A 21,501-nucleotide genomic window follows, 5' to 3' on the forward strand; every position below is an offset into this window, starting at 1 on the left:
GCAACTTTGTTGCGCGAGGGGCGTCGGACCTTGTCCGGTCCTTGCGCCACGCTCAGGGAGGAGGCCCAGGCGATGAGTGCAACCGCGAAGAAGACAGCGCTAATGGCGGAGGATATCCGCGCCCGCAAAGGCGGCGAACCGCTGGTCAGCCTGACGGCCTATACCACGCCGATGGCGCAGATGATGGACGCGCATTGCGATTTCGTGCTGGTCGGCGACAGCGTGGGCATGGTGCTGCACGGGCTGCCCTCGACCCTGGGCGTGACGATGGAGATGATGATCCTGCATGGTCAGGCGGTGGCGCGGGGCCTGTCCAGCGCCATGATGGTGATCGACATGCCCTTTGGATCCTACGAGGAAAGTCCCCAGCAGGCCTTTCGCAATGCCGCGCGGCTGATGGCCGAAACCGGCGCGGGCGCGGTCAAGCTGGAAGGCGGGGTGGAGATGGCGCCGACGATCGCCTTTCTGGTGAAACGCGGTATACCGGTCATGGCGCATGTCGGTCTGACGCCTCAGTCGATCAACACGCTGGGCGGCTACAAGGTGCAGGGGCGCGGCACGGCGGGCGAGGCGCTGATGGCCGATGCCCGCGCCGTCGCCGAGGCGGGGGCGTTTTCGGTGGTGCTGGAAAAGGTGCCTGCCTCGCTGGCCGACGCGGTGACGGGCGCGGTGTCGATCCCGACCATCGGCATCGGAGCGGGACCCGGCTGTGACGGGCAGATACTTGTCGTGGACGACATGCTGGGGCTGTTCACGGCCTTCAAGGCGAAATTCGTGAAACGCTACGCGACCCTGGGCGCGGACGGCGAGGCGGCGATTGCCGACTATGCCCGCGAGGTCCGCGCGCGGAGCTTCCCCGCGCCCGAGCATGTCTTTGGCGACGACGCGCCGGAGGGCAAGGCATGATCGCGCCGATCGTCCGCAGCGTCGCCGAGCTGCGCCAGCTGACCGACGGCTGGCGCCGCGCGGGGGAAACCATTGGTGCGGTGCCGACGATGGGGGCGCTGCATGACGGCCACCTCAGCCTTGTCGCGGCGGCCAAGGACCGCTGTGATCGGGTGATCGTGACGATCTTTGTCAATCCAAGGCAGTTCAACAGCCGCGAGGATTACGAGAAATATCCGCGTACCGAACATGACGACGCCCGCAAGCTCGAGCGATTTGCCGTCGACGCGATCTTTGTCCCCGACGGGGACGAGATGTACCCGCAGGGGTTTGCGACCGGCGTGTCCGTGTCCGGCCTGACCGACGTTCTGTGCGGCGCGCACCGGCCCGGACATTTCGACGGGGTGGCCACGGTGGTGACCAAGCTGCTGTTGCAGACCGCCGCCGACCGGGCCTTTTTCGGCGAGAAGGACTGGCAGCAGTTGCAGGTGGTGCGGCGGCTGGTGGCCGATCTGAACATCCCCTGCGAAATCCTGGGCTGCCCGACGATCCGCGAGATCGACGGGCTGGCCATGTCCTCTCGCAACCTGCTGCTGTCCGACATGGCGCGGGCACGGGCGGCGGCCCTGAACGAGGCGCTGGAGGAGATGGCTGAAGGGTTGCGCGCCGGGCGTTCGGCCTCTGATCTGCGCCCCGGGGCAGAGGCGCGGCTGGCGGCGGCGGGCTTTACGCAGGTCGAATACCTGGACCTGCGCGCCAATGACGACCTGTCGCTGCTGGACCGGCCCGAACGGCCCGCGCGCCTGCTGGTCGCGGCCTGGCTTGCCGGGGTGCGGTTGATCGACAATATCGCGGTGTGAGCGCCGGGCGCCGGGGCCTAGTAACAGCCGGAATGCCCGCCCATGGCCCCGCGGTCGACGACCAGCATGACCTCGGCCCATCCGCGTCCGCAGACATAGACCTCGACCGCAGAGGGGCGGCCCGCGCGGACATCCGCGACAAAGCCCTGCGCCGCGCCAAGGTCGACGATGCCGGGAATGCGCGCGCGGGCATCGCGGGCATGAAAGATGGGATCACCCGTGTCGCCCTGCTGGCGCAGCCCGAAGCGATGATAATTGGCACGGTCCTGCTGGATCACCGCGCGGGGATCGGTCAGGCGGGTGCCGCGCGAATTGTAAAGATCGTCGGTCCCGATGGTCGCTCCGTACCAGGCGACCTCGCCCCAGTCCTGGGCCTGTGCCAGCGGTGCGCCAAGGCCCCAGAGCGCGGCGGCGAGGATGGCAACGCGAGTCATGTGAAACCCTTTCATGCAATACCGCGCAAAGGATCGGAGCGGGCCGCGGCCCTGTCAACGAAACTCTAGGGCAACAGCAGCTTTTCCAGCGTGCGGCCCATGACCTTGGCGCTGTCGAGCATATCGGTCACGCCGACCCATTCATCGGGTTTGTGCGCCAGTTCCAGAACCCCCGGCCCGTAGGCGATGCAGTTCTGCAGCCGCCCGATGCGGTCGATGTGTTTCTGGTCGTAGGACCCGGGCGAGGCGACGTACTCCGGCGCCTGTCCCAGCACGTCGCCGATGGCTTCGGCCACCGTCGTCACCACCGGCGCGTCCTGCGCCGTCATCGAGGGGTCGATGCGGTTGATGTCGCGGATCGCGTAGTCGAACCGGGGGCGGCGGGTCTTGAGATCGTCGAGCAGGGCAATGACCTCGCCGCGCACCTCGTCGTAGGCCTCTTCGACGAGGAACCGCCGGTCGATCACCATGCGGCAGCTGTCGGGGACATTGGGTGCGGGCAGGCCGGTGAAATCCTCCAGCTCCGGTTCGCCCCCGTGGACCGAGTTGATGTTGAGCGTCGATTGCCGTGCGGCCTCTGGCGTGACGGGCATGGCGGTTTCCCGCGTTGTCAGAGAGGGGAACAGCCGGTCCTCGAAGGCCTGCATCACGGCGCCCATGTGGCGCACGGCGCAATCGCCGAGGAAGGGCATGGAGCCATGCGCGATCTCTCCCTTGGTCTCGATCTCGGCCCACCAGGCGCCGCGATGGCCCAGGCAGATGCGGTCCTTGTTGAGCGGCTCGGGGATGATGACGTGCTGTACCCTGTCGGGCGAAAAATACCCCAGCCGGGCCAGATGCGCGACGCCGCCGTAGCCGCCGGTTTCCTCGTCCGCGGTGCCGGAAATCTCGATGGCACCGGCAAAGTCGGGGTGTTCGGCGATGAAACATTCTGCGGCGATGATCGAGGCGGCCAGCCCGCCCTTCATGTCGCAGGTGCCACGGCCATAGATCCTGTCGCCGTCCAGTTCGGCCCCAAAGGGATCGCGGGTCCAGCCGTGGCCGACCTCGACCACGTCGATATGGCTGTTGAAATGCACGCAGTCACCGGGGCGCGTGCCCTCGCGCCGGGCGATCACGTTCCAGCGCGGGTAACGGTCGCTGTCGCCCGGCGCGCCGGTCGCACGGATCAGCTCGCAGGTGAACCCCGAGGGCGCGAGGCGCTGTTGCAAGAGCTCGCAGATCTCGCGGTAGTGCCGGCCCGGCGGGTTCAGCGTGGGCAAACGGACAAGGGCCTGGGTCAGCGCGATCAGGTCGTCGCGGGCGGCATCGATCCGCGCGAAAAGGGAATCTGTCATGCGCAAAGTTTCTGCCGCTTGTCGCGACGGCGCAAGGGGGCGCAGCCGCGACCGGTGCTCAGGGCAGCCGTAGCCGGGGCGCCCTGCCCAGAAGGGCGTCGCCAAGCGAGACCTGTCCCGCGTCGAAGATCAGCCGCAGGTCGGGGCTGTCCTCGCGCGCGCGCGCAAGTGCGTCGGCCAGTGGGGCGGGGATCAGGTCGGCCCGGCGGGCGCTGTCCAGCAGCGTGGTCCAGTTGTCGGTGCCCAGGGCGAGATCTCCGCCGGGGCGTCCCTGGGCGTCGATCTCCAGCAGGCCGCTGGCGTCAAGCTGTGCGCCGCCGGACGTATAGCTGCCCTGTCGCAGGTCGATCCTGACGGGCTGCGGCACGGGTCCGGCAAGGCTGTCGAGGTGCCAGTCCCGGTCAAAGGTGACCTCGGCCCGCAGGGCCAACCCGTTGTCCGCCGGCGTTCCGGCGAACCCGGCGCTCAATCCCAGACGGTAGAGACCCGGTGTGGCCGGCACGTCCAGCAGGCCCGCGCGTAGGTCGGACAGGGACAGTTTGCCGGCGCGAAAACTGTCCGCCTCGAGGTTGGCGCGCAGGATCACGCCCTCGGCGTCGTGGATCAGGGAGGCGCGCAGGCCCCTGCCTTGCACCGTGACCGGGCCGGAGGGCAGCGTCACGGTCTGGCTGTCGGGCCAGACCAGGATGCGGTGCCCGGGCCGGTAGGTCAGCCCCAGCACCTGGAAGAAATCCCCCTGCCAGACGATACCGCGCGCGGTGTCCTTCAGGACCACATCGTTCAGCGTGGCGTCGAGACGGCTGGGAAAGCCGCGCACGGAGAGCGAGGAATACTCTGCCTGCCAACCCTCGGCACGGCGCGCCTCGAACCAGTTGGCGATATCGGCTTTCAATGCCCAGGAGGAGGTCAGCCAGAGCGCCGACCAGGCCAGCCCCAGCGCCAAGGTCACGGCAAAGATCCAACGTGCCACGCGCGCCCCCCTTTTCCTGCCGCACCCGATCGTGTTTACAGGCCCATAGCGGGAAGGACCAGAATGATGACGCTTTGGGTGTTCGGATACGCCTCACTTCTTTGGAACCCGGGATTTCCGGTGGCGGAACGGGTGCAGGCGCGGCTTTATGGCTATTCGCGCAGTTTCTGCATGTATTCGATCCATCATCGCGGCACCGAGGAAAAGCCCGGGCTGGTGCTGGCGCTGGACGAGCAGGAGGGCGCCTGTTGCGACGGGCTGGCCCTGCGCGCGGCGCCGGGCAGCGAGGAAGAGACGCTGGCCTATCTGCGCGAACGCGAGCTGGTGTCCTCGGCCTACCTCGAAAAGAGGCTGGAACTCAGCCTGACGGACGGGCGCCAAGTCGAGGCGGTGGCCTATGTGATCGACCCGCATCACGTCCAGTATTGCCACCTGGCCCTGGAAGAACAGGCGCGCATCATCGCGCGGGCGCATGGCGGACGTGGGCCGAACACCGAATACCTGTACAACACCGCCGCCCACCTGGACGAGATCGGCGTGCCGGACGCGGACCTGCAATGGCTGGTGCGCGAGGTGCGGGCGCTGTCGCGGGACCGGTAGCGGGGCAGGGGGCGCGGCCTCCGTCGGGTTGTTATTGCAAGTAAAACCGCGCCCGGCGGTCAGGCTGCCGGGCGGCGGGCCTGCATCACGGCAGGGGCGATCCGGGCTAGATGAGTGTCCCAGCTGCCGCAGCAGCCGCCCCAGATATCGGCCTGCGGGAACCGGCGGGCGAGGGCGCCCATCTGCGCCGCCAGTTCCTGCGGGTCGCCCTCTTCCAGGTGGTCGAGTTTACAAAGCGCGATCTTGTCCATCGCCGCGGTATTGGGGCGGAAACTGCGCAGGCGGGTCTTCCAGCTGCCGGCGGTCAGCGCCGGTTCGAATTCCAGCGGATGGGAGCAGTTCACGCCGTAGCTGTCGGGCCGCGCCTGGGGGCCGCAGGCGGCATCTGTGGCGGTGACCGCCTCCGCAAGGTGGGCACCGGCGCGCAGACGGTGGTTCTCGGTCAGGGTGAAGGAGATGTTGACCGGCACATCGGCCCCGGCGGAGGCGCGGGCGATGCCGATCGCCTCGGGGACGTTGTTGATCGTGGCGGCCCAGAGCAGGTCGATACCTTCGTCGGCGCAGGTGGCAATCTGGCGGACGTGATAGGCTTCCGCCTCGTTCTCGGTGATGGTGCGGTTCAGCGCATAGGCGTCGCCGCGCGGCCCGAGGATGGCGGCGATGCGGATCTGCGGGATCTGGCCGGTGTATGGCGCGCTGACCTCGCGCAGGAAGGCGATGTTGCGCCGCTGGATGTCGTCGAGCGCGGCGCCGTCGTAACCGACAAGGGCGCCCCAGTCCGGGCTGGCGCGATAGTCGAGGCCTGCCAGCAAGGCACAGCCGCCCGATGCCGCGATGGCATCCAACAGGCGGCGGTACATGTCGTGAAGGACCTGCATCGCACGCGGATCGTCAAGCAGGGTGAAGGCGCAGAAATGGTCGAACGCGAACCCGTGGCGGTACATGAGCTCGGTTTCGGTGCCGCCTTCGGTGAACCAGGGCAGGCCGTCGGGATGGGGGGCGAATACGGGGGGCATGGCAGGGCTCCTTTCCGCCCCAGACTGGACCGGAGGGCGCGCCTCGTGCCAGTGGACTCGCGGTCTACTGTACCGACGGTACAGTGACCCCTGCGGCGGCCTGCGGTAAGCTGACCCGGAGAGGAGAGCCGCCGATGTCCTTCATCAAGCCGCGCAGCACCGAGACGACCCGCGACCGCCTGCTGACGGCGGCGGAAATGGCGATCCTGCACAAGGGCTATGCCGCCACGTCGATCGAGGAGCTGATCGCCGAAGTGGGGATCACCAAGGGCGGTTTCTTTTACCATTTCAAGGACAAGAGTGCGCTGGTCGAGGCGATCCTCGAGCGTCACCTTGGCGCCGAGGAGGCCTGGCTCGACGGGCTGTTTGCCCGCGCTGCCACGGAGAGCGACGACCCGTTGGCAGAGTTCCTGGCCTTCCTGCGGATCCTGCGCGAACAGATGGAGGCGCTGCCGGACGTGCATCCCGGCTGCCTGATCGCGGCGACCTGTTTCCAGGAGCGGCTGTTCACCCAGGTCGTGCATGACCTTGCGCGGCAGAACCTGCTGGCCTGGCGGCAGCGGTTCCACGCCCGCCTGACCGAGATCGCCGAGGCGAACCCGCCGCGACAGCAGGTCGACCTCGAGGCGCTGGCGGACATGCTGGTGGTGCTTGTGGACGGGGCGATCATCCTGTCCAAGACCGTCCGCGAGAAAGAGGCGCTGCCGCGCCAGATCGGCCTTTACGAGACCTTTGTGCGCGGGTTGTTCAGCGAGGGTGAATGACACCTGCGCAAAGCGCCGGTTTTCGCCGGTGCTGACGCGGAATTGTTCATAACTTCTTGGCTCTTCGACGCTAAACCCCTAGGTTCGACAAGAGAGAACAAGTGTCAGGTGTCCGATGGACCAGCCCGACCGCGAGGCCGAGCCACATTTCAGCCAGCCCTTCCGCCAGGTGGTCCTCATGTTGGCGGTGCTGGGCCTGTCGGGCTTTGGCGCGTTCCTGGCCCTGCCGCGCGTCCTGCCGGTGTTCCAGTCGAATCCCTACCTGAACGGCTTCATCCTGATCGTCTTTGTCGTCGGCGTGCTGGCCTGTTTCTGGCAGGTGGCGCAATTGATGGTCTCGGTCCGCTGGATCGAACGGTTTACCGCGCGTGGTGATCAGGGGGTGCGGGCCACGCCGCCGCGCCTGCTGGCGCCCTTGGCCGCGCTCTTGCGGTCGCGCCGGGACAAGCGGATGCAGATCACGGCGACCTCGACCCGGTCGATCCTCGACTCCGTCGCGCAGCGGATCGACGAGGCGCGCGAGATCACGCGCTACATCGTTTCCCTGCTGATCTTCCTGGGCCTGCTGGGCACTTTCTACGGTCTTGCGACCGTGGTGCCCGCACTGGTCGAAACCATCCAGAGCCTTGCTCCGCAGGAGGGGGAAACCGGCACCGCCGCCTTTGCCCGCCTGATGACGGGGCTGGAGGGGCAGCTTGGCGGCATGGGCGTGGCCTTTGCCAGCTCTCTCCTGGGGTTGGCCTGTTCGCTGGTCGTCGGCCTGCTGGAGCTTTTCGCAGGCCACGGGCAGAACCGGTTCTACCGCGAGCTTGAGGAATGGCTGTCCTCGATCACCCGGCTGGGTTTTTCGCATGATGGCGAGGGGCCGGACCTTGGGCCGGCCGGGCTGGTGCTGGACCAGATGGCCGAGCAGATGGACCGCCTGCAGTACCTTTTCTCCGAGGCGGAACAGAGCCGGTCCGAGGTCGATACCCGGCTGTCGCAACTGGCCGACAGCGTCGAGCGCCTGACCGAACGGATCGAGGCGACATCGCCCTCGGCCTCGTCGCTGGCGCGGATTGCCGAGGGGCAGGAACTGCTGGCGCAGGCGATCCGCGAAAAGGAAAGCGACGAGGGGCTGGACGCCGAAAGCCGGATGCGGCTGCGGTCGATCGACGTGCAGATGTTGCGCATCCTCGAGGAAATCAGCGCCGGACGGCAGGAAAGCATGGCCGAATTGCGGACCGATCTTGCGGCGCTTTCACGGTCGCTGGGCACGGCACGCAATTCCCGGCCCCGCGGGGACGGGTGACGCATGGCCCTGTCGCGACGCACCGGTGCGCGCTTTCAGGCCTCGATCTGGCCGGGTTTCGTGGATGCCATGACGGGCCTGCTGCTGGTGCTGACCTTTGTCCTGTCGATTTTCCTGGTCATGCAATTCGTCCTGAACGAAACGATCTCGGGGCAGGAAAGCGAACTGGACACGCTCAGCGCCGAGATCACCGCCCTGTCCAAGGCGCTGGGCGTGGAACGAACCCGTGCGACCCGGCTGGAAACAGAACTGGGGCGCATGACCTCGACGCTCGGCGACCGTGATCTGCAACTGGCCGAACAGCAGACCATCATCGACAGCCTGACCGCGACACGCGACCGGCAGGCGGATCAGCTTGCCGCCGCCGCGGCGCGCATCGCGACCTTCGAGGAACGGGTGGCCACACTGGTTCTGGAACGGGACACGGCGCGGGACGAGGTGCAGGACCTGACCGTCGCCCGTGACGCCCTGGCCGAGGAACGCGACGAACTGGCCGATGAACGTGATGCGCTGACCGCGGCGCTGGCCACCGCCCGGACCGAGATCGACGAACAGGCCGAGGCGGCCAAGCTGGCCGCCGCGCGGCGGGAAGCCCTGGAGGCCCTGATCACCGATCTGCGCGCCCGCAACGCGGACCGGGACGTGCGGATCGCCGCCCTGTCCGCCGACCTCGACGAAGCGGAACAGGCCCTGACCGCAGAGGAACAGGCCAAGCTGGCCGAGGCCGAGGCCGCCGCGGCGCTGCGCAAGCGGCTGGAAGAGGCGGATGCGGAACTGACCGCCATGACGCTGGCGCTGGAACAGGAACGCGCCCGGGCCGAGGAGACGCTGACCCTGTTGGCGGCGGCCCGCGAGGCGGAAAAGGACCTGAACGCCCAACTGGCGGCGGCCTTGCTGGCCGGGCAGCAGCAGGGCGACGACCTGCAATCGCGCATCGACGCGCTGGAGGCGCAGCTGGCCGAGGCGCGGCGGAACGAAACCCGCCTGACCGCGCAACTGGCCGATCTTCGCGATGAAAGCGCGCTCGAGGCGCAGCGGCTCAAGGCGCGGATCGACGACGCGACGGCGCGTATCGCCCGGCTGGAGGCCGACCTGGACGAGGCGGCCAAGGCCGGTGAGAAACTGACCGCCGGGCTTGGCCCCTCCGACACTCCGCCCGCAACACTGCAGACCCGGGTGGATGCGGCGCTTGCCCGTATCACCGAGCTGGAGGCGGCGCTGTCGCAGGCGCGTCAGGACGAGGCCAAGCTGAACCAGGAACTGGCCACCGTGCTTGCCGATGGTGAACGCGAGGCCCGCGCCCTGCAAAGCCGCATCGACGCCGCGCTTGCGCGGATCTCGGAGCTTGAGGAGACGCTGGCCGATGCGCGGGCGCAGGGGGCGCAGACCGACAGCCGTCTTGCAGGGCTGCGCGGCGACCTGACCGAGGCGCTGAAGGCGCAGCGCGATGCCGAACAGGCGTTGGCGCAGGAAACGGCGGCGCGCACCTTGGCCGAGCGCGCCCTGAAGGATGCGCAGGCCGAGGCCGCGGCGCGCGCCTCACGGTTGACGGATCTTTCTGCGCAACTGGCACAGGCGCTGGCTCGGCTGGCCAAGGCAGAGGCGCTCCGGACCGAGCTGGAGGCGCTGCGGGCCCGCAACGACTCGCTGGTTTCGGACCTGTCGGCGGCCGAGGGGCAGGCCGACGATCGTGCCGCGGCACTGGAAGAACTGCGGGCAGAGCGGGACCGGCTGGACTCGGCGCTGACCCGCGCGCGCGGCGACGTGGGCGATGCACGCAGCGCGGTGACCTCCTTGCAGGATCAGGTGGCCGCGCTCGAGGCGCAATTGGCCCAGGCGCAGGGACGTGTTGCTGAACGAACAGAGCTGATCGAGGGCCTGCGCGGCCAGGTGGCCCAGGTCCAGGCGCAACTTGATTCGGCCCTGAAACGGGTCGAGGAGCGCGGCGACCGGATCGATCGGCTGCAAACGGAGAATGTCGATCTGTCGGCGCGCCTGACCCGGCTGGGCGGCGAGGCGGCGGAACAGGATGCGGCGGTGGCCGCGCTGGAGGCGGCGAACACACGCTTGTCGGCGGAACTCGATGCGGCGCGGGCCCGGGCGACAGAACGCGACGCCCAGATGGCCCGCCTGCGGCAGGATTTGGCGCAGGCCGAGGCCCGCGCCGAGGACCGTACCGCCGAGGCAGCCGATGTGGAGGTGCTGCGCGGTGAACTGGCGCAGTTGCGCACCCGGTTGGAGGCGTCGCAGGCGCGTGCTGCGCAGGGGCTTGCCCGCGTGATTTCGCTGGAGGCGGAGAACGCCGACCTTGGACGCCGCCTGGCCGAGGCTGACGGCCGAGGCGCGGCCAAGGACGCGGAACTGGACCTGCTCAAGGCCCGGATCGACCGGGTTGCCTCTGAACTGGAAGCGCTGCGGTCCCGCGATGCGCGGCGCGATGCGGTGATCGCGGAGTTGCGCCAGAAGCTGGCCGAGGCCGAGGCCCGGGCCGCCGAGCAGAGCGACGATACCCGCAGCCTGGAGGAAAAGCTGGCCGCCGCGCTGGCCGCGCGCTTGGCCGCCGAGACGACGGTTGACGAGACACGCGACCGGCTTGCCGCGGCGCTGGCGGCGCAGGAAGCGGCGGAGTCGAAGCTGGATGCCCGCCTGGACGAGGTGGAGGAACGGCAGATCCTGCTGAACACGGCGCGCCAGAAGCTGGCCCTGACCGAAGAGCGCGCGACCAAGGCGGAGCTGCAGGTCGAGGCGCTGAACCAGAACGTGGCCGAGTTGCGCCGCCAGTTGGGCGAGTTGCAGGCGTTGCTGGACGATTCCAAGGTCCGCGATGCGGCGGCCGAGGTGCGGCTGCAGAACCTGGGATCGGAGCTGAACGCGGCGATTGCGCGTGTGGCACAGGAAGAACGCCGCCGTCGCCTGGCCGAAGAGGCACGCCGGAAGGCCGAAGAGGAAAAGCGCAAGCTGGAAGAAGAACGCGCCAGGCAGCTGGAGGCCGAAAAGAAAGACTTGGAAAGCTACCGGTCCGAGTTCTTCGGCAAGCTGCGCTCTGTGGTGGGCGACCGCGAGGGCATCCGGATCGAGGGCGACCGCTTTGTTTTCTCGTCAGAGGTGCTGTTCGAGGTCGGCTCGGCGGATCTGTCGGCGGCAGGCCGGCGCGAGATCGAGAAGGTTTCGCAGATCCTGCGCGACATCTCCGAGGATATTCCGCAGGGCATCGACTGGGTGATCCGGGTGGATGGCCATACCGACAGCCAGAAGATCCGACCGGGGGGCGATTTCGCGGACAACTGGGAACTCAGCCAGGCGCGGGCCCTGTCCGTGGTGCGGGACATGATCGACAATTACGACATTCCGCCCAACCGGCTGTCGGCCAACGGTTTTGGCGAGTTCCAGCCGATTGATCCAGCGGATACGCCCGAGGCGCGGGCAAGGAACCGGCGCATCGAGTTGAAACTGACCGAACGCTGACTTGGGCGCAGACGCGTTGTTCCGAACTCAGTCCGTGACGGTCACATGGGCAAAGCGATGCGCGATTACCTTGCCGTCGCGGGTCAGCCTGGCGCGGCCGAGGTACTCGCCGGCGGGCCAGCCCGAGGCCGGGGCCTTGCGGCCCAGGGCGCGCATCTGGCTGACCTGGTCGCTGTCCAGCGTGATGGCTTGGCGAAACACTTCCCTGCCGTCCGGGCTCTGCGCCGAAATCGTCAGGACATCGCCGGGACGGGCATAGCCCGCGTGCGCATAGACCACCATTGCCTCGTCCGGGCGGAGCGTCGGTCGCCGTGCAGAGCCGTCACCCACGGCCTGCAGAGTTGGCACCGCGTCCGAGAAACCGGCCGTGACGAGGCCCGTCTTGGTGTAGGCAGGCGGATCGGTCCAGAGGGTCGGACCGGGATCACCGCATGTCCCCGTGGCCCCGGGACGGAAGGGATCGACCACCTTGCCGTTGAGCAGGAGCGTCATGTGCACATGGGGATGGTTCGTTTGACCTGACAAGCCGACGACCCCCAGCGGGTCACCGGGTTGCACCAGATCGCCCGGCGCAACCGAGACAGAGCCGAGCCGCAAGTGGCAATAAAGCGTCTGCCAGCCTTCGCCATGATCGATCAGCACGGCGTTTCCACAGGCATTTTCCGAGGTGACGCCGCGCATCAGCCGGTCATCGGGCATCGAATCCCGGGTGCGCTTGACCACGCCGGGTGCGGCGGCCAGCACCGAAACGCCCGTGTCGATGGCAGCAAAGTCGAGCAGGGCGAAATCCGTGCCCTTGTGCCCGTCGCGGGAGTTGATGCCGCAGGCAAAATCCCTGTGGCGCCCCTGGGCCGGGTCGTTGTCGACGTAATCTTCGATGAAACAGGTTTCGCCCAGAGTGCAGTCCAGAGGTACTGAAAGGCGAAAATCCTCCGCCCCGGCAGGCGGGACGGAGGAGATCAGGGCCAGCGCGGCCGCGAAGGCGGCGCGCGCAGGTGTCATTCGGCGGTCAGAAGCGGCGGCTTCTTGGAGCCCAGCCGCGGGTTGTCCGGGCCGCTGAGGTCCAGGAACAACTCGCCGTCGCGGACCGATACCTTGACCACGCCACCCTTGGCCAGCTTGCCGAAGAGCAGTTCCTCGGCCAAGGGCTTCTTGATGTGCTCCTGGATGACGCGGCCCAGCGGGCGGGCGCCCATCTTGTCGTCGTAACCCTTTTCGGCCAGCCATTCGGCGGCGGGCTTGGTCAGTTCGATGGTCACGTTGCGATCCATGAGCTGGGCTTCGAGTTGCAGCACGAACTTTTCGACTACCTGCAGGATGGTGTCCTTGGGCAGCGGCGCAAAGCTGATGACCGCGTCCAGACGGTTGCGGAATTCCGGCGTGAAGGTCCGCTCGATCGCCGCCGTATCCTCGCCCTCGCGGCGGTCGCGGCCAAAGCCGATGGCCGCCTTGGCCTGTTCGGTCGCCCCGGCGTTCGAGGTCATGATCAGGATCACGTTGCGGAAGTCCACGGTCCGGCCGTTGTGATCGGTCAGCGAACCGTGGTCCATGACCTGCAGCAGGATGTTGTAGACATCCGGGTGGGCCTTCTCGATCTCGTCCAGCAGCAGAACGCAGTGCGGGTGCTGATCGACGCCGTCCGTCAGCTGGCCGCCCTGGTCAAAGCCGACATAGCCCGGAGGCGCGCCGATCAGGCGCGAGACCGCGTGTTTCTCCATGTACTCGGACATGTCGAAGCGCAGCAGTTCCACGCCCAGCGTGTCCGCCAGTTGCTTGGCCACCTCGGTCTTGCCCACGCCGGTCGGACCCGCGAACAGGTAGTTGCCGATGGGCTTTTCCGGTTCGCGCAGGCCGGCACGGGCCAGCTTGATCGCCGAGCTGAGCGCCTCGATCGCATTGTCCTGGCCGAAGACCACGCGCTTGAGCGTGTTCTCCAGGTCCTTGAGCACCTCGGCATCGTCCTTGGAGACGTTCTTCGGGGGAATACGGGCGATCTTGGCCACGACCTCCTCGATCTCCTTGGTACCGATGGACTTGCGCCGCTTGGATGCCGCCACCAGGTGTTGCGCCGCACCGGCCTCGTCGATCACGTCGATGGCCTTGTCGGGCAGTTTGCGGTCGTTGATATAGCGCGCGGACAGTTCCACGGCGGTCTTGATCGCGTCGCCGGTGTACTTGACGCTGTGATGCTCCTCGAAATAGGGCTTCAGGCCCTTGAGGATCTTCACGGTGTCATCGACCGAAGGCTCGTTCACGTCGATCTTCTGGAACCGGCGCGACAGGGCGCGGTCCTTCTCGAAGTGCTGGCGGAACTCCTTGTAGGTAGTGGAGCCCATCGTGCGCAGCTTGCCGCCCTGAAGCGCGGGCTTCAGAAGGTTGGAGGCGTCCATCGCCCCGCCAGAGGTGGCCCCGGCACCGATCACGGTATGGATCTCGTCGATAAAGAGCACAGCGTCGGGGTGTTCCTCAAGCTCCTGCACCACGGCCTTGAGCCGTTCCTCGAAATCGCCGCGATAGCGCGTGCCTGCCAGCAACGCGCCCATGTCGAGCGAGTAGATCGTGGTATTCGACAGGACCTCGGGCGTTTCGCCGGCAACGATCTTGCGCGCCAGCCCCTCGGCGATGGCGGTTTTGCCCACGCCGGGATCGCCCACCAGAAGCGGGTTGTTCTTGCGGCGGCGGCAGAGCACCTGGATGCAGCGCTCGACCTCGGAATTGCGGCCGATCAGCGGATCCACGTCGCCGTCGCGCGACTTGGCATTCAGGTCGACGCAGTATTTCGCCAGCGCCGATTCCTTGTCCGAACCGGGGGCTGCGGTCTCGGCCTGCTGCGCCTCTTCCTCTGCCTCGGTGGCACCCTGGACGGGGCGTGCCTCGCCGTAGGCCGGGTTCTTGGCGACGCCATGGGCGATGAAATTCACCGCATCGTAGCGCGTCATGTCCTGCTCCTGCAGGAAATAGGCCGCATTCGATTCGCGTTCCGCAAAGATGGCGACCAGCACGTTGGCGCCCGTCACCTCTGTCCGGCCCGAGGACTGGACATGGATCGCGGCACGCTGGATCACCCGCTGGAAGGCTGCGGTCGGCACCGCCTCGGATCCCTCGACATCGGTGACGAGGTTCGACAGATCGTCGTCTATGAATTCGACCAGCGTTGTGCGCAGCTCTTCGGTATCGACCGAGCAGGCTTTCATCACGCGGGAGGCATCCGGTTCGTCGATCAGCGCAAGAAGAAGGTGTTCGAGCGTCGCGAATTCATGGCTGCGAGAGTTCGCAAGTGCCAGCGCCGAATGAATTGCCTGCTCAAGTGTGTTCGAGAATGAAGGCACGGGAGTGCTCCTCTTGTCTGCGCCGATCCGTGAGGATCAGCATTGCCTCATAGGGTTAAAGTTTGGTCGATTGCGGCCACTCTTCAAGTTTTTTCTCGGGGTTCCTGCATCACTTTTGGACAAACCGACGAAACCTGCCGTGTGCGTGATCAGAACCGGTCCTTGCGCGCGCGCACCTCTGCAAAGACCTCTGCATCCGTTCCGTCCGGCAGGCCGACGGCCTTTTTCACGCTGTCGCTGGTGGCTCGGAGGAAGGGATTCGTTTCAAGTTCGACCGAAAGCGGCACCTGTGCGGTGGGCCGTCCCTCGGCGCGGGCTGCGTCGATCTCCCGCTTGCGAGAGATAAGCGCTTCGTTCTCCGGTTCAATGGTCAGGGCAAATGCGGCATTCGCCGTTGTGTATTCATGCCCCGAGTATACCACGGTTTCCGGCGGCAAAGAGGCCAGCTTTTCCAGACTTTCCCACATCATTTCGGGCGTGCCCTCGAAGATGCGGCCGCAACCCAGGGCCATCAGGCTGTCGGCGGTAAAGACGGCACCGCCTTTTGGGTAGTGATAGGCGACGTGGCCCAGCGTATGGCCCGGCACCGCGATCACCTCGCAGAGGCCATCCCCCGTACCGCCCGAAAATCCGGGTTCGACCGCCATGTCCAGTTCCGGCAGCTTGTCCGCTTCGGACTTGGGCCCCATGACCGGGCAGCCGTATTTCGCGCGCAATTCGGCGACACCGCCGACGTGGTCATGGTGATGGTGGGTGATCATGATGACGCCCAGAGACCAGCCGCGGGCCTCCAGCGCCTCGATGATCGGCCCGGCCTCGGGGGCGTCGATCAGGGCCACGCCGTCGGGGCCGTTCACAAGGTAGGCGTAATTGTCCTTGAGGCAGGGGACGGTCACGATCTCGAGGGGCATGGTCTTTCCTTCGCGGCTTTGTCAGGATGCGCTTATCGTCAGAGTGGCGCATCAGGGCTGGGGTATCAATGCATCTGGATGTGCAGGTGTTGCGCGATTTCTATTACCGCAGTGCGCTGGGGCGCGCGGCGCAGAAGATCCTGCGCACACAGGTCCAGCGCTTCTGGCCTGAATGCCAGGGCCAGACGGTGGTGGGCTACGGCTTTGCCGTGCCAATGTTGCGCCCCTACCTGAAGGAATCGCGCAGGGTCGTGGCGCTGATGCCCGCGCCGCAGGGTGTCATGACCTGGCCCGCGGGGCTGCCCAATGTCTCTGTTCTCAGCGAAGAAACACTCTGGCCGCTTGAGACGGGGCACACCGACCGTTTGATCCTGATGCACGGGCTGGAGACCTCGGAACGGCCGTCGGACCTGCTGGACGAGGCGTATCGCGTGCTGGGGCCGGGGGGCAGGGCGCTGTTCATCCTGCCCAACCGCGCAGGGATCTGGGCGCGGGCGGATCATACGCCTTTCGGCTATGGGCGCCCCTATTCGCTGGGCCAGCTCGAGGCGCAGCTGAAACGGCACGACTTCGTCCCCGAGGCGCATGTTTCGGTACTGTACCAGCCACCCTCGACCCGCCGGTTCTGGATGAAGACCGGCCCGGTCTGGGAGCGCATGGGCCGCGCGGTGCCCGTGACCGCGGGCGGCGTCATGATGGTCGAGGCCTCCAAGCGTCACCCGCCATCGCGCCGCGGAGTTGGCGAGGCCGCCAAGGTTCTCAACCCGCTCGAGGTGCTCAGCCCGGCCGGCAAGGCCAAGCCGATCTGAACGCGCCCGGAGGCGCGTCAGGACCGGATTCTGACGTGCCCGACCGATTTCAGGGCCGAAAGCTTCCGTGACCTGCGAAAAATGCCGTCAGAGGCGCCTGAAACCGCCCGGGAATCGTGCATTTGCAGCAAAAACCGTGGCTTTGAGGCATCTTGGCAGAGCACGAAAGGTCGCACCAAATGGGGTGTTTTGGTCAAGCGGCTGAAAATAAACGATTTAGCCCGGGCGTTTATCTTTCCTAAGCATGTTGCGAGGTGGGGGAGGCTCTGCTACATCCGCCACGATTTGATTGCTTTGACGCAAGTCAAGGTGAGGAAACGCTGCCAGACGCCGCCCCGGCCCGGGGCGCGCGTGTCTTGGCGGCTTACTATCGGAAGGGTGGACGTGTCTGACTCAGCATCGATTTCCTCCGGCATCGCAGAGCGCTATGCCACCGCCGTCTTCGAGATCGTGAAGGAGGCCGGCGAGCTTCCCGCGCTCGAAGGCAACCTGGATGATCTCTCTGCCGCGCTGGCTGAAAGCGCAGATCTGCGGGATCTCCTGGTCAACCCCGTCTACTCGCGCGAAGCGCAGGGCGCCGCCATCAAGGCCGTCGCCTCGAAGATGGGCCTGATGCCGGCCATGACCAACGTGCTGGGGCTGATGGCCTCCAAGCGCCGTCTTTTCGTGGTCCCGCAGATGGTCACCCTCCTGCGCGAGATGATCGCGAAGGAAAAGGGCGAAGTCACCGCAGAAGTGACCTCTGCCCAGGCTCTGACCGACGCACAGGCGGCCCAGCTCGCGGACGCGCTGAAGGCCAAGGTCGGCAAGGATGTAAAGATCAGTGCGACCGTCGATGAAAGCCTCATCGGCGGTCTTGTCGTCAAGGTGGGCTCGAAGATGATCGACACCTCGATCCGTTCGAAGCTCGACTCCCTCCAGAATGCAATGAAAGAGGTCGGATAAATGGGTATCCAAGCTGCAGAGATTTCTGCGATCCTGAAGGACCAGATCAAGAACTTCGGCCAGGATGCCGAAGTTGCCGAGATCGGTCGCGTGCTCTCGGTCGGTGACGGTATCGCCCGTGTCTACGGCCTCGACAACATCCAGGCGGGTGAGATGGTCGAGTTCCCCGGCGGCATCATGGGCATGGCGCTGAACCTGGAAACCGACAACGTCGGTATCGTGATCTTCGGCTCCGACCGGGACATCAAGGAAGGCGACACCGTCAAGCGCACCAACTCCATCGTGGACGTGCCCGCCGGTGAGGCGCTGCTTGGCCGCGTCGTCGATGGCCTGGGCAACCCGCTGGACGGCAAGGGCCCGATCGACGCCTCCGAGCGTCGCGTGGCCGACGTCAAGGCGCCGGGCATCATCCCGCGTAAATCGGTGCACGAGCCGATGGCGACCGGCCTCAAGGCCGTCGACGCCATGATCCCGATCGGCCGTGGCCAGCGCGAGCTGATCATCGGCGACCGTCAGACCGGCAAGACCGCCGTCGCACTCGACGCGATCCTGAACCAGAAGTCGTACAACGACGCGGCCAAGGACGACTCGGAAAAGCTGTACTGCGTCTACGTCGCCGTCGGCCAGAAGCGTTCGACCGTTGCCCAGCTGGTGAAGAAGCTGGAAGAGACCGGCGCCATCGACTACTCGATCGTCGTGGCGGCAACCGCCTCCGACCCGGCCCCGATGCAGTTCCTGGCGCCCTACGCCGCGACCGCGATGGCCGAGTACTTCCGTGACAACGGCAAGCACGCGCTGATCATCTACGATGACCTGTCCAAGCAGGCCGTGTCCTACCGCCAGATGTCCCTGCTGCTGCGCCGCCCGCCGGGCCGCGAAGCTTACCCGGGCGACGTTTTCTACCTTCACTCGCGCCTGCTGGAACGTTCGGCCAAGCTGAACGAGGACAACGGTGCCGGCTCGCTGACCGCTCTGCCGATCATCGAAACCCAGGGTGGTGACGTTTCGGCCTTCATTCCGACCAACGTGATCTCGATCACCGACGGCCAGATCTTCCTGGAAACCGAACTGTTCTACCAGGGCATCCGCCCCGCCGTGAACACCGGTCTGTCGGTTTCGCGTGTGGGTTCGTCCGCTCAGACCAACTCGATGAAATCGGTCGCCGGCCCGATCAAGCTGTCGCTCGCCCAGTACCGCGAGATGGCCGCCTTCGCGCAGTTCGGTTCCGACCTCGACGCCGCCACCCAGCAGCTGCTCAACCGTGGTTCGCGCCTGACCGAACTGATGAAGCAGCCGCAGTATTCGCCGCTGACCAACGCCGAGATCGTCGTCGTGATCTGCGCCGGTACGCTGGGCTACCTCGACAAGGTCGCCGTGTCCGACGTGGGCCGTTTCGAGAAGGGCCTGCTGGCCCATGTCCGCGGCAAGCACCAGGATCTGCTGGATTGGATCACCAACGAAGATCCCAAGATCAAGGGTGACAACGAAGCCAAGATCAAAGCGGTTCTCGACGAATACGCCGCCGACTTCTCGTAAGGGGATCATCAGATGCCCAGCCTGAAGGACCTAAAAAACAGGATCGAGAGCGTCAAGTCGACGCGCAAGATCACCAAGGCCATGCAGATGGTCGCGGCCGCAAAACTGCGCCGCGCCCAGGAAGCGGCCGAGGCGGCCCGCCCCTACGCGGAACGCTTCAATGGTGTGATGGCGTCGCTTGCGGCCTCGGTCGGTGATAGTGACTCGGCTCCCCGCCTTCTGGCGGGGACCGGCAAGTCGGACGTGCAACTGCTGGTGGTCATGACCTCCGAGCGGGGGCTCTGCGGCGGCTTCAACACGAACATCGTGAAGCTGGCAAAGACCCATGCCGAAAAGCTCCAGGCCGAAGGCAAGACGGTCAAGATCCTGACCGTCGGCAAGAAGGGCCGCGAGCAGCTGAAGCGCGACTACGGCGATCTCTTCGTGGGACATGTCGATCTCTCCGAGGTCAAGCGCATCGGCTACGGCAATGCCCAGGACATCGCCCGCGATGTGCTGGCGCGGTTCGACGGTGGCGAATTCGACGTGGCGACGATCTTCTATGCGCAGTTCCGGTCTGTCATCGCGCAGATCCCGACGGCGCAGCAGATCATCCCTGCCGCCTACGAAAGCGAAGGGTCGGACGATGCGGGCGAAAGCACGCTCTACGACTACGAGCCCGACGAAGAGGCGATCCTCGCCGACCTGCTGCCGCGTGGTGTCGCGACGCAGATCTTCGCGGCTCTGCTGGAAAACGGCGCGTCGGAACAGGGTGCACGGATGTCCGCGATGGACAACGCGACCCGCAACGCAGGCGAGATGATCGACAAGCTGACCATCGAATACAACCGCTCGCGTCAGGCCGTCATCACCAACGAACTGATCGAAATCATCTCGGGCGCCGAGGCGCTCTAAAGACACCCGGAGACGAAACATGGCAAACGCACAAGGCAAGGTCACCCAGGTGATTGGCGCCGTGGTCGACGTTCAGTTCGACGACCACCTGCCGGCAATCCTGAACGCGCTGACCACCGACAACAACGGCAAGAAGCTGGTGTTGGAAGTGGCCCAGCACCTTGGTGAAAACACCGTCCGCACCATCGCGATGGACGCCACCGAAGGTCTGGTCCGCGGCCAGACCGTGACCGACACGGACGCGCCGATCTCGGTGCCGGTCGGCAACGCAACCCTGGGCCGCATCCTGAACGTCATCGGCGAGCCGGTCGACGAAGGCGAGCCGGTCAACGCCGACGAATACCGTCCGATCCACGCCGAAGCCCCGGCCTTCCAGGAGCAGTCGACGGAATCGGAAATCCTCGTCACCGGCATCAAGGTCATCGACCTGCTGGCGCCTTACTCGAAGGGCGGCAAGATCGGCCTCTTCGGCGGTGCCGGCGTGGGCAAGACCGTTCTGATCATGGAACTGATCAACAACATCGCAAAGGTGCACTCGGGCTTTTCCGTGTTCGCCGGTGTTGGTGAGCGGACCCGTGAGGGCAACGACCTGTATCACGAGATGATCGAATCCAACGTCATCAAGCCCGACAACCTGTCGGAGAGCCAGGTGGCCCTGGTCTACGGTCAGATGAACGAGCCTCCGGGGGCCCGTGCGCGCGTCGCCCTGACCGGCCTGACGCTGGCGGAGCAGTTCCGCGACCAGTCCGGGACCGACGTTCTGTTCTTCGTGGACAACATCTTCCGCTTCACGCAGGCGGGCTCCGAGGTGTCGGCTCTGCTCGGCCGTATCCCCTCGGCCGTGGGTTACCAGCCGACGCTGGCGACCGACATGGGCGCCATGCAGGAACGCATCACCTCGACCAAGTCGGGCTCGATCACCTCGATCCAGGCCGTCTACGTTCCCGCGGACGACCTTACCGACCCCGCACCTGCAACCACCTTTGCGCACCTCGACGCGACCACGGTTCTCAACCGTGCGATCTCGGAACTCGGCATCTACCCCGCCGTGGACCCGCTCGACTCGAACTCGCGCCTGATGGACCCGCAGATCGTGGGCGAAGAGCACTACCAGGTCGCGCGTGACGTTCAGGGTATCCTGCAGCGTTACAAGTCGCTCCAGGACATCATCGCCATCCTCGGGATGGACGAACTGTCCGAAGAGGACAAGCTGACCGTGGCCCGTGCCCGCAAGATCCAGCGCTTCCTGTCGCAGCCCTTCGACGTGGCCAAGGTCTTTACCGGTTCGGACGGTGTGCAGGTTCCGCTCGAGGACACGATCAAGTCGTTCAAGGCGGTTGTTGCCGGTGAATACGACCACCTGCCCGAGGCGGCCTTCTACATGGTTGGCGGCATCGACGAGGTGCTCGCCAAGGCCGAGAAACTGGCCGCCGAGGCTGCCTGATCCAATCCACC

Annotated in this window: 18 protein-coding genes; 11 read left to right on the forward strand and 7 right to left on the reverse strand. The window is 66.2% G+C overall.

Translation table 11 applies throughout. The features are described 5' to 3' along the window. Positions 1-72: 72 nt before the first annotated feature. Positions 73-906 (forward strand): 3-methyl-2-oxobutanoate hydroxymethyltransferase, encoded by an 834-nt coding sequence (panB, locus tag RBB42_RS06670; RefSeq protein WP_305969281.1) that lies wholly within the window; start codon positions 73-75, stop codon positions 904-906. Beyond that, positions 903-1,745, forward strand: a complete 843-nt coding sequence (gene panC / locus RBB42_RS06675; RefSeq protein ID WP_305969280.1) for a pantoate--beta-alanine ligase — start codon at positions 903-905, stop codon at positions 1,743-1,745. The genes panB and panC overlap by 4 nt, the downstream gene beginning before the upstream one ends. A gap of 17 nt (positions 1,746-1,762) precedes the next feature. Here the strand turns inward: panC and RBB42_RS06680 are convergent, their stop codons facing one another. From RBB42_RS06680 to RBB42_RS06690, 3 genes are all read right to left on the reverse strand, one after another. Beyond that, a complete protein-coding gene (locus tag RBB42_RS06680) occupies positions 1,763-2,179 on the reverse strand; it encodes a hypothetical protein (protein WP_305969279.1) in 417 nt (138 codons plus the stop codon). 65 nt (positions 2,180-2,244) lie between these two features. Beyond that, entirely contained in the window at positions 2,245-3,516 is a 1,272-nt protein-coding gene (locus RBB42_RS06685) for an acetylornithine deacetylase/succinyl-diaminopimelate desuccinylase family protein (protein ID WP_305969278.1), read from the reverse strand. Positions 3,517-3,574: 58 nt separating this feature from the next. Then, positions 3,575-4,486: a DUF2125 domain-containing protein gene (locus RBB42_RS06690; protein ID WP_305969277.1), complete on the reverse strand. Its 912-nt coding sequence runs from the start codon at positions 4,484-4,486 to the stop codon at positions 3,575-3,577. A 66-nt stretch (positions 4,487-4,552) separates the two neighbouring features. Between RBB42_RS06690 and RBB42_RS06695 the strand changes: the two genes are divergently transcribed. Further along, entirely contained in the window at positions 4,553-5,086 is a 534-nt protein-coding gene (locus tag RBB42_RS06695; protein ID WP_305969307.1) for a gamma-glutamylcyclotransferase, read from the forward strand. Positions 5,087-5,145: 59 nt separating this feature from the next. Here the strand turns inward: RBB42_RS06695 and RBB42_RS06700 are convergent, their stop codons facing one another. Further along, positions 5,146-6,102, reverse strand: coding sequence for a homocysteine S-methyltransferase family protein (locus tag RBB42_RS06700; RefSeq protein ID WP_305969276.1), 957 nt, complete (start codon positions 6,100-6,102; stop codon positions 5,146-5,148). A 134-nt stretch (positions 6,103-6,236) separates the two neighbouring features. Between RBB42_RS06700 and RBB42_RS06705 the strand changes: the two genes are divergently transcribed. From RBB42_RS06705 to RBB42_RS06715, 3 genes are all read left to right on the forward strand, one after another. Next, the gene (locus tag RBB42_RS06705; RefSeq protein ID WP_305969275.1) at positions 6,237-6,866 is read left to right on the forward strand and encodes a TetR/AcrR family transcriptional regulator; all 630 of its coding nucleotides are present in this window, start codon (positions 6,237-6,239) and stop codon (positions 6,864-6,866) included. Between the two features lie 115 nt (positions 6,867-6,981). Beyond that, positions 6,982-8,157 carry a biopolymer transporter ExbB gene (locus tag RBB42_RS06710; protein ID WP_305969274.1) on the forward strand — a complete coding sequence of 392 codons (1,176 nt, stop codon included), beginning with the start codon at positions 6,982-6,984 and terminating at the stop codon, positions 8,155-8,157. Positions 8,158-8,160: 3 nt separating this feature from the next. Further along, entirely contained in the window at positions 8,161-11,622 is a 3,462-nt protein-coding gene (locus tag RBB42_RS06715; protein WP_305969273.1) for a peptidoglycan -binding protein, read from the forward strand. Between the two features lie 27 nt (positions 11,623-11,649). Here the strand turns inward: RBB42_RS06715 and RBB42_RS06720 are convergent, their stop codons facing one another. The 3 genes from RBB42_RS06720 to gloB form a co-directional block, all read right to left on the reverse strand. Then, a complete protein-coding gene (locus RBB42_RS06720; protein ID WP_305969272.1) occupies positions 11,650-12,624 on the reverse strand; it encodes a M23 family metallopeptidase in 975 nt (324 codons plus the stop codon). Next, positions 12,621-14,951, reverse strand: a complete 2,331-nt coding sequence (gene clpA, locus RBB42_RS06725) for an ATP-dependent Clp protease ATP-binding subunit ClpA (RefSeq protein ID WP_305969271.1) — start codon at positions 14,949-14,951, stop codon at positions 12,621-12,623. The genes RBB42_RS06720 and clpA overlap by 4 nt, the downstream gene beginning before the upstream one ends. Positions 14,952-15,100: 149 nt before the next feature. Continuing rightward, positions 15,101-15,862 (reverse strand): hydroxyacylglutathione hydrolase, encoded by a 762-nt coding sequence (gene gloB, locus RBB42_RS06730; RefSeq protein ID WP_305969270.1) that lies wholly within the window; start codon positions 15,860-15,862, stop codon positions 15,101-15,103. Between the two features lie 68 nt (positions 15,863-15,930). Between gloB and RBB42_RS06735 the strand changes: the two genes are divergently transcribed. The 5 genes from RBB42_RS06735 to atpD all read left to right on the forward strand — a co-directional run bounded on the left by RBB42_RS06735 (position 15,931) and on the right by atpD (position 21,490). Then, entirely contained in the window at positions 15,931-16,671 is a 741-nt protein-coding gene (locus RBB42_RS06735; protein ID WP_305969269.1) for a methyltransferase domain-containing protein, read from the forward strand. Between the two features lie 378 nt (positions 16,672-17,049). Further along, positions 17,050-17,616 carry a F0F1 ATP synthase subunit delta gene (locus RBB42_RS06740; protein ID WP_305969306.1) on the forward strand — a complete coding sequence of 189 codons (567 nt, stop codon included), beginning with the start codon at positions 17,050-17,052 and terminating at the stop codon, positions 17,614-17,616. Next, positions 17,617-19,152 carry a F0F1 ATP synthase subunit alpha gene (atpA, locus tag RBB42_RS06745; protein WP_305969268.1) on the forward strand — a complete coding sequence of 512 codons (1,536 nt, stop codon included), beginning with the start codon at positions 17,617-17,619 and terminating at the stop codon, positions 19,150-19,152. 12 nt (positions 19,153-19,164) lie between these two features. After that, complete coding sequence (locus tag RBB42_RS06750; RefSeq protein ID WP_305969267.1) at positions 19,165-20,046, forward strand: F0F1 ATP synthase subunit gamma; 882 nt, start codon at positions 19,165-19,167, stop codon at positions 20,044-20,046. A 19-nt stretch (positions 20,047-20,065) separates the two neighbouring features. Further along, a complete protein-coding gene (gene atpD, locus RBB42_RS06755) occupies positions 20,066-21,490 on the forward strand; it encodes a F0F1 ATP synthase subunit beta (RefSeq protein WP_305969266.1) in 1,425 nt (474 codons plus the stop codon). Positions 21,491-21,501: the final 11 nt, after the last annotated feature.

The organism is Mameliella sp. MMSF_3455, assembly GCF_030733205.1.
Taxonomy (GTDB): domain Bacteria; phylum Pseudomonadota; class Alphaproteobacteria; order Rhodobacterales; family Rhodobacteraceae; genus Antarctobacter.

Excerpts from the sequence above, each read along its gene's own strand:
- RBB42_RS06705 (WP_305969275.1), top strand. The coding sequence starts at position 6,237 with ATGTCCTTCATCAAGCCGCGCAGCACCGAGACGACCCGCGACCGCCTG.
- gloB (WP_305969270.1), bottom strand. The coding sequence starts at position 15,862 with ATGCCCCTCGAGATCGTGACCGTCCCCTGCCTCAAGGACAATTACGCC.
- RBB42_RS06685 (WP_305969278.1), bottom strand. The coding sequence starts at position 3,516 with ATGACAGATTCCCTTTTCGCGCGGATCGATGCCGCCCGCGACGACCTG.
- RBB42_RS06750 (WP_305969267.1), top strand. The coding sequence starts at position 19,165 with ATGCCCAGCCTGAAGGACCTAAAAAACAGGATCGAGAGCGTCAAGTCG.
- atpA (WP_305969268.1), top strand. The coding sequence starts at position 17,617 with ATGGGTATCCAAGCTGCAGAGATTTCTGCGATCCTGAAGGACCAGATC.
- RBB42_RS06715 (WP_305969273.1), top strand. The coding sequence starts at position 8,161 with ATGGCCCTGTCGCGACGCACCGGTGCGCGCTTTCAGGCCTCGATCTGG.
- RBB42_RS06710 (WP_305969274.1), top strand. The coding sequence starts at position 6,982 with ATGGACCAGCCCGACCGCGAGGCCGAGCCACATTTCAGCCAGCCCTTC.
- atpD (WP_305969266.1), top strand. The coding sequence starts at position 20,066 with ATGGCAAACGCACAAGGCAAGGTCACCCAGGTGATTGGCGCCGTGGTC.
- panB (WP_305969281.1), top strand. The coding sequence starts at position 73 with ATGAGTGCAACCGCGAAGAAGACAGCGCTAATGGCGGAGGATATCCGC.
- RBB42_RS06735 (WP_305969269.1), top strand. The coding sequence starts at position 15,931 with ATGCATCTGGATGTGCAGGTGTTGCGCGATTTCTATTACCGCAGTGCG.
- RBB42_RS06700 (WP_305969276.1), bottom strand. The coding sequence starts at position 6,102 with ATGCCCCCCGTATTCGCCCCCCATCCCGACGGCCTGCCCTGGTTCACC.
- RBB42_RS06720 (WP_305969272.1), bottom strand. The coding sequence starts at position 12,624 with ATGACACCTGCGCGCGCCGCCTTCGCGGCCGCGCTGGCCCTGATCTCC.
- RBB42_RS06680 (WP_305969279.1), bottom strand. The coding sequence starts at position 2,179 with ATGACTCGCGTTGCCATCCTCGCCGCCGCGCTCTGGGGCCTTGGCGCA.
- panC (WP_305969280.1), top strand. The coding sequence starts at position 903 with ATGATCGCGCCGATCGTCCGCAGCGTCGCCGAGCTGCGCCAGCTGACC.
- RBB42_RS06695 (WP_305969307.1), top strand. The coding sequence starts at position 4,553 with ATGACGCTTTGGGTGTTCGGATACGCCTCACTTCTTTGGAACCCGGGA.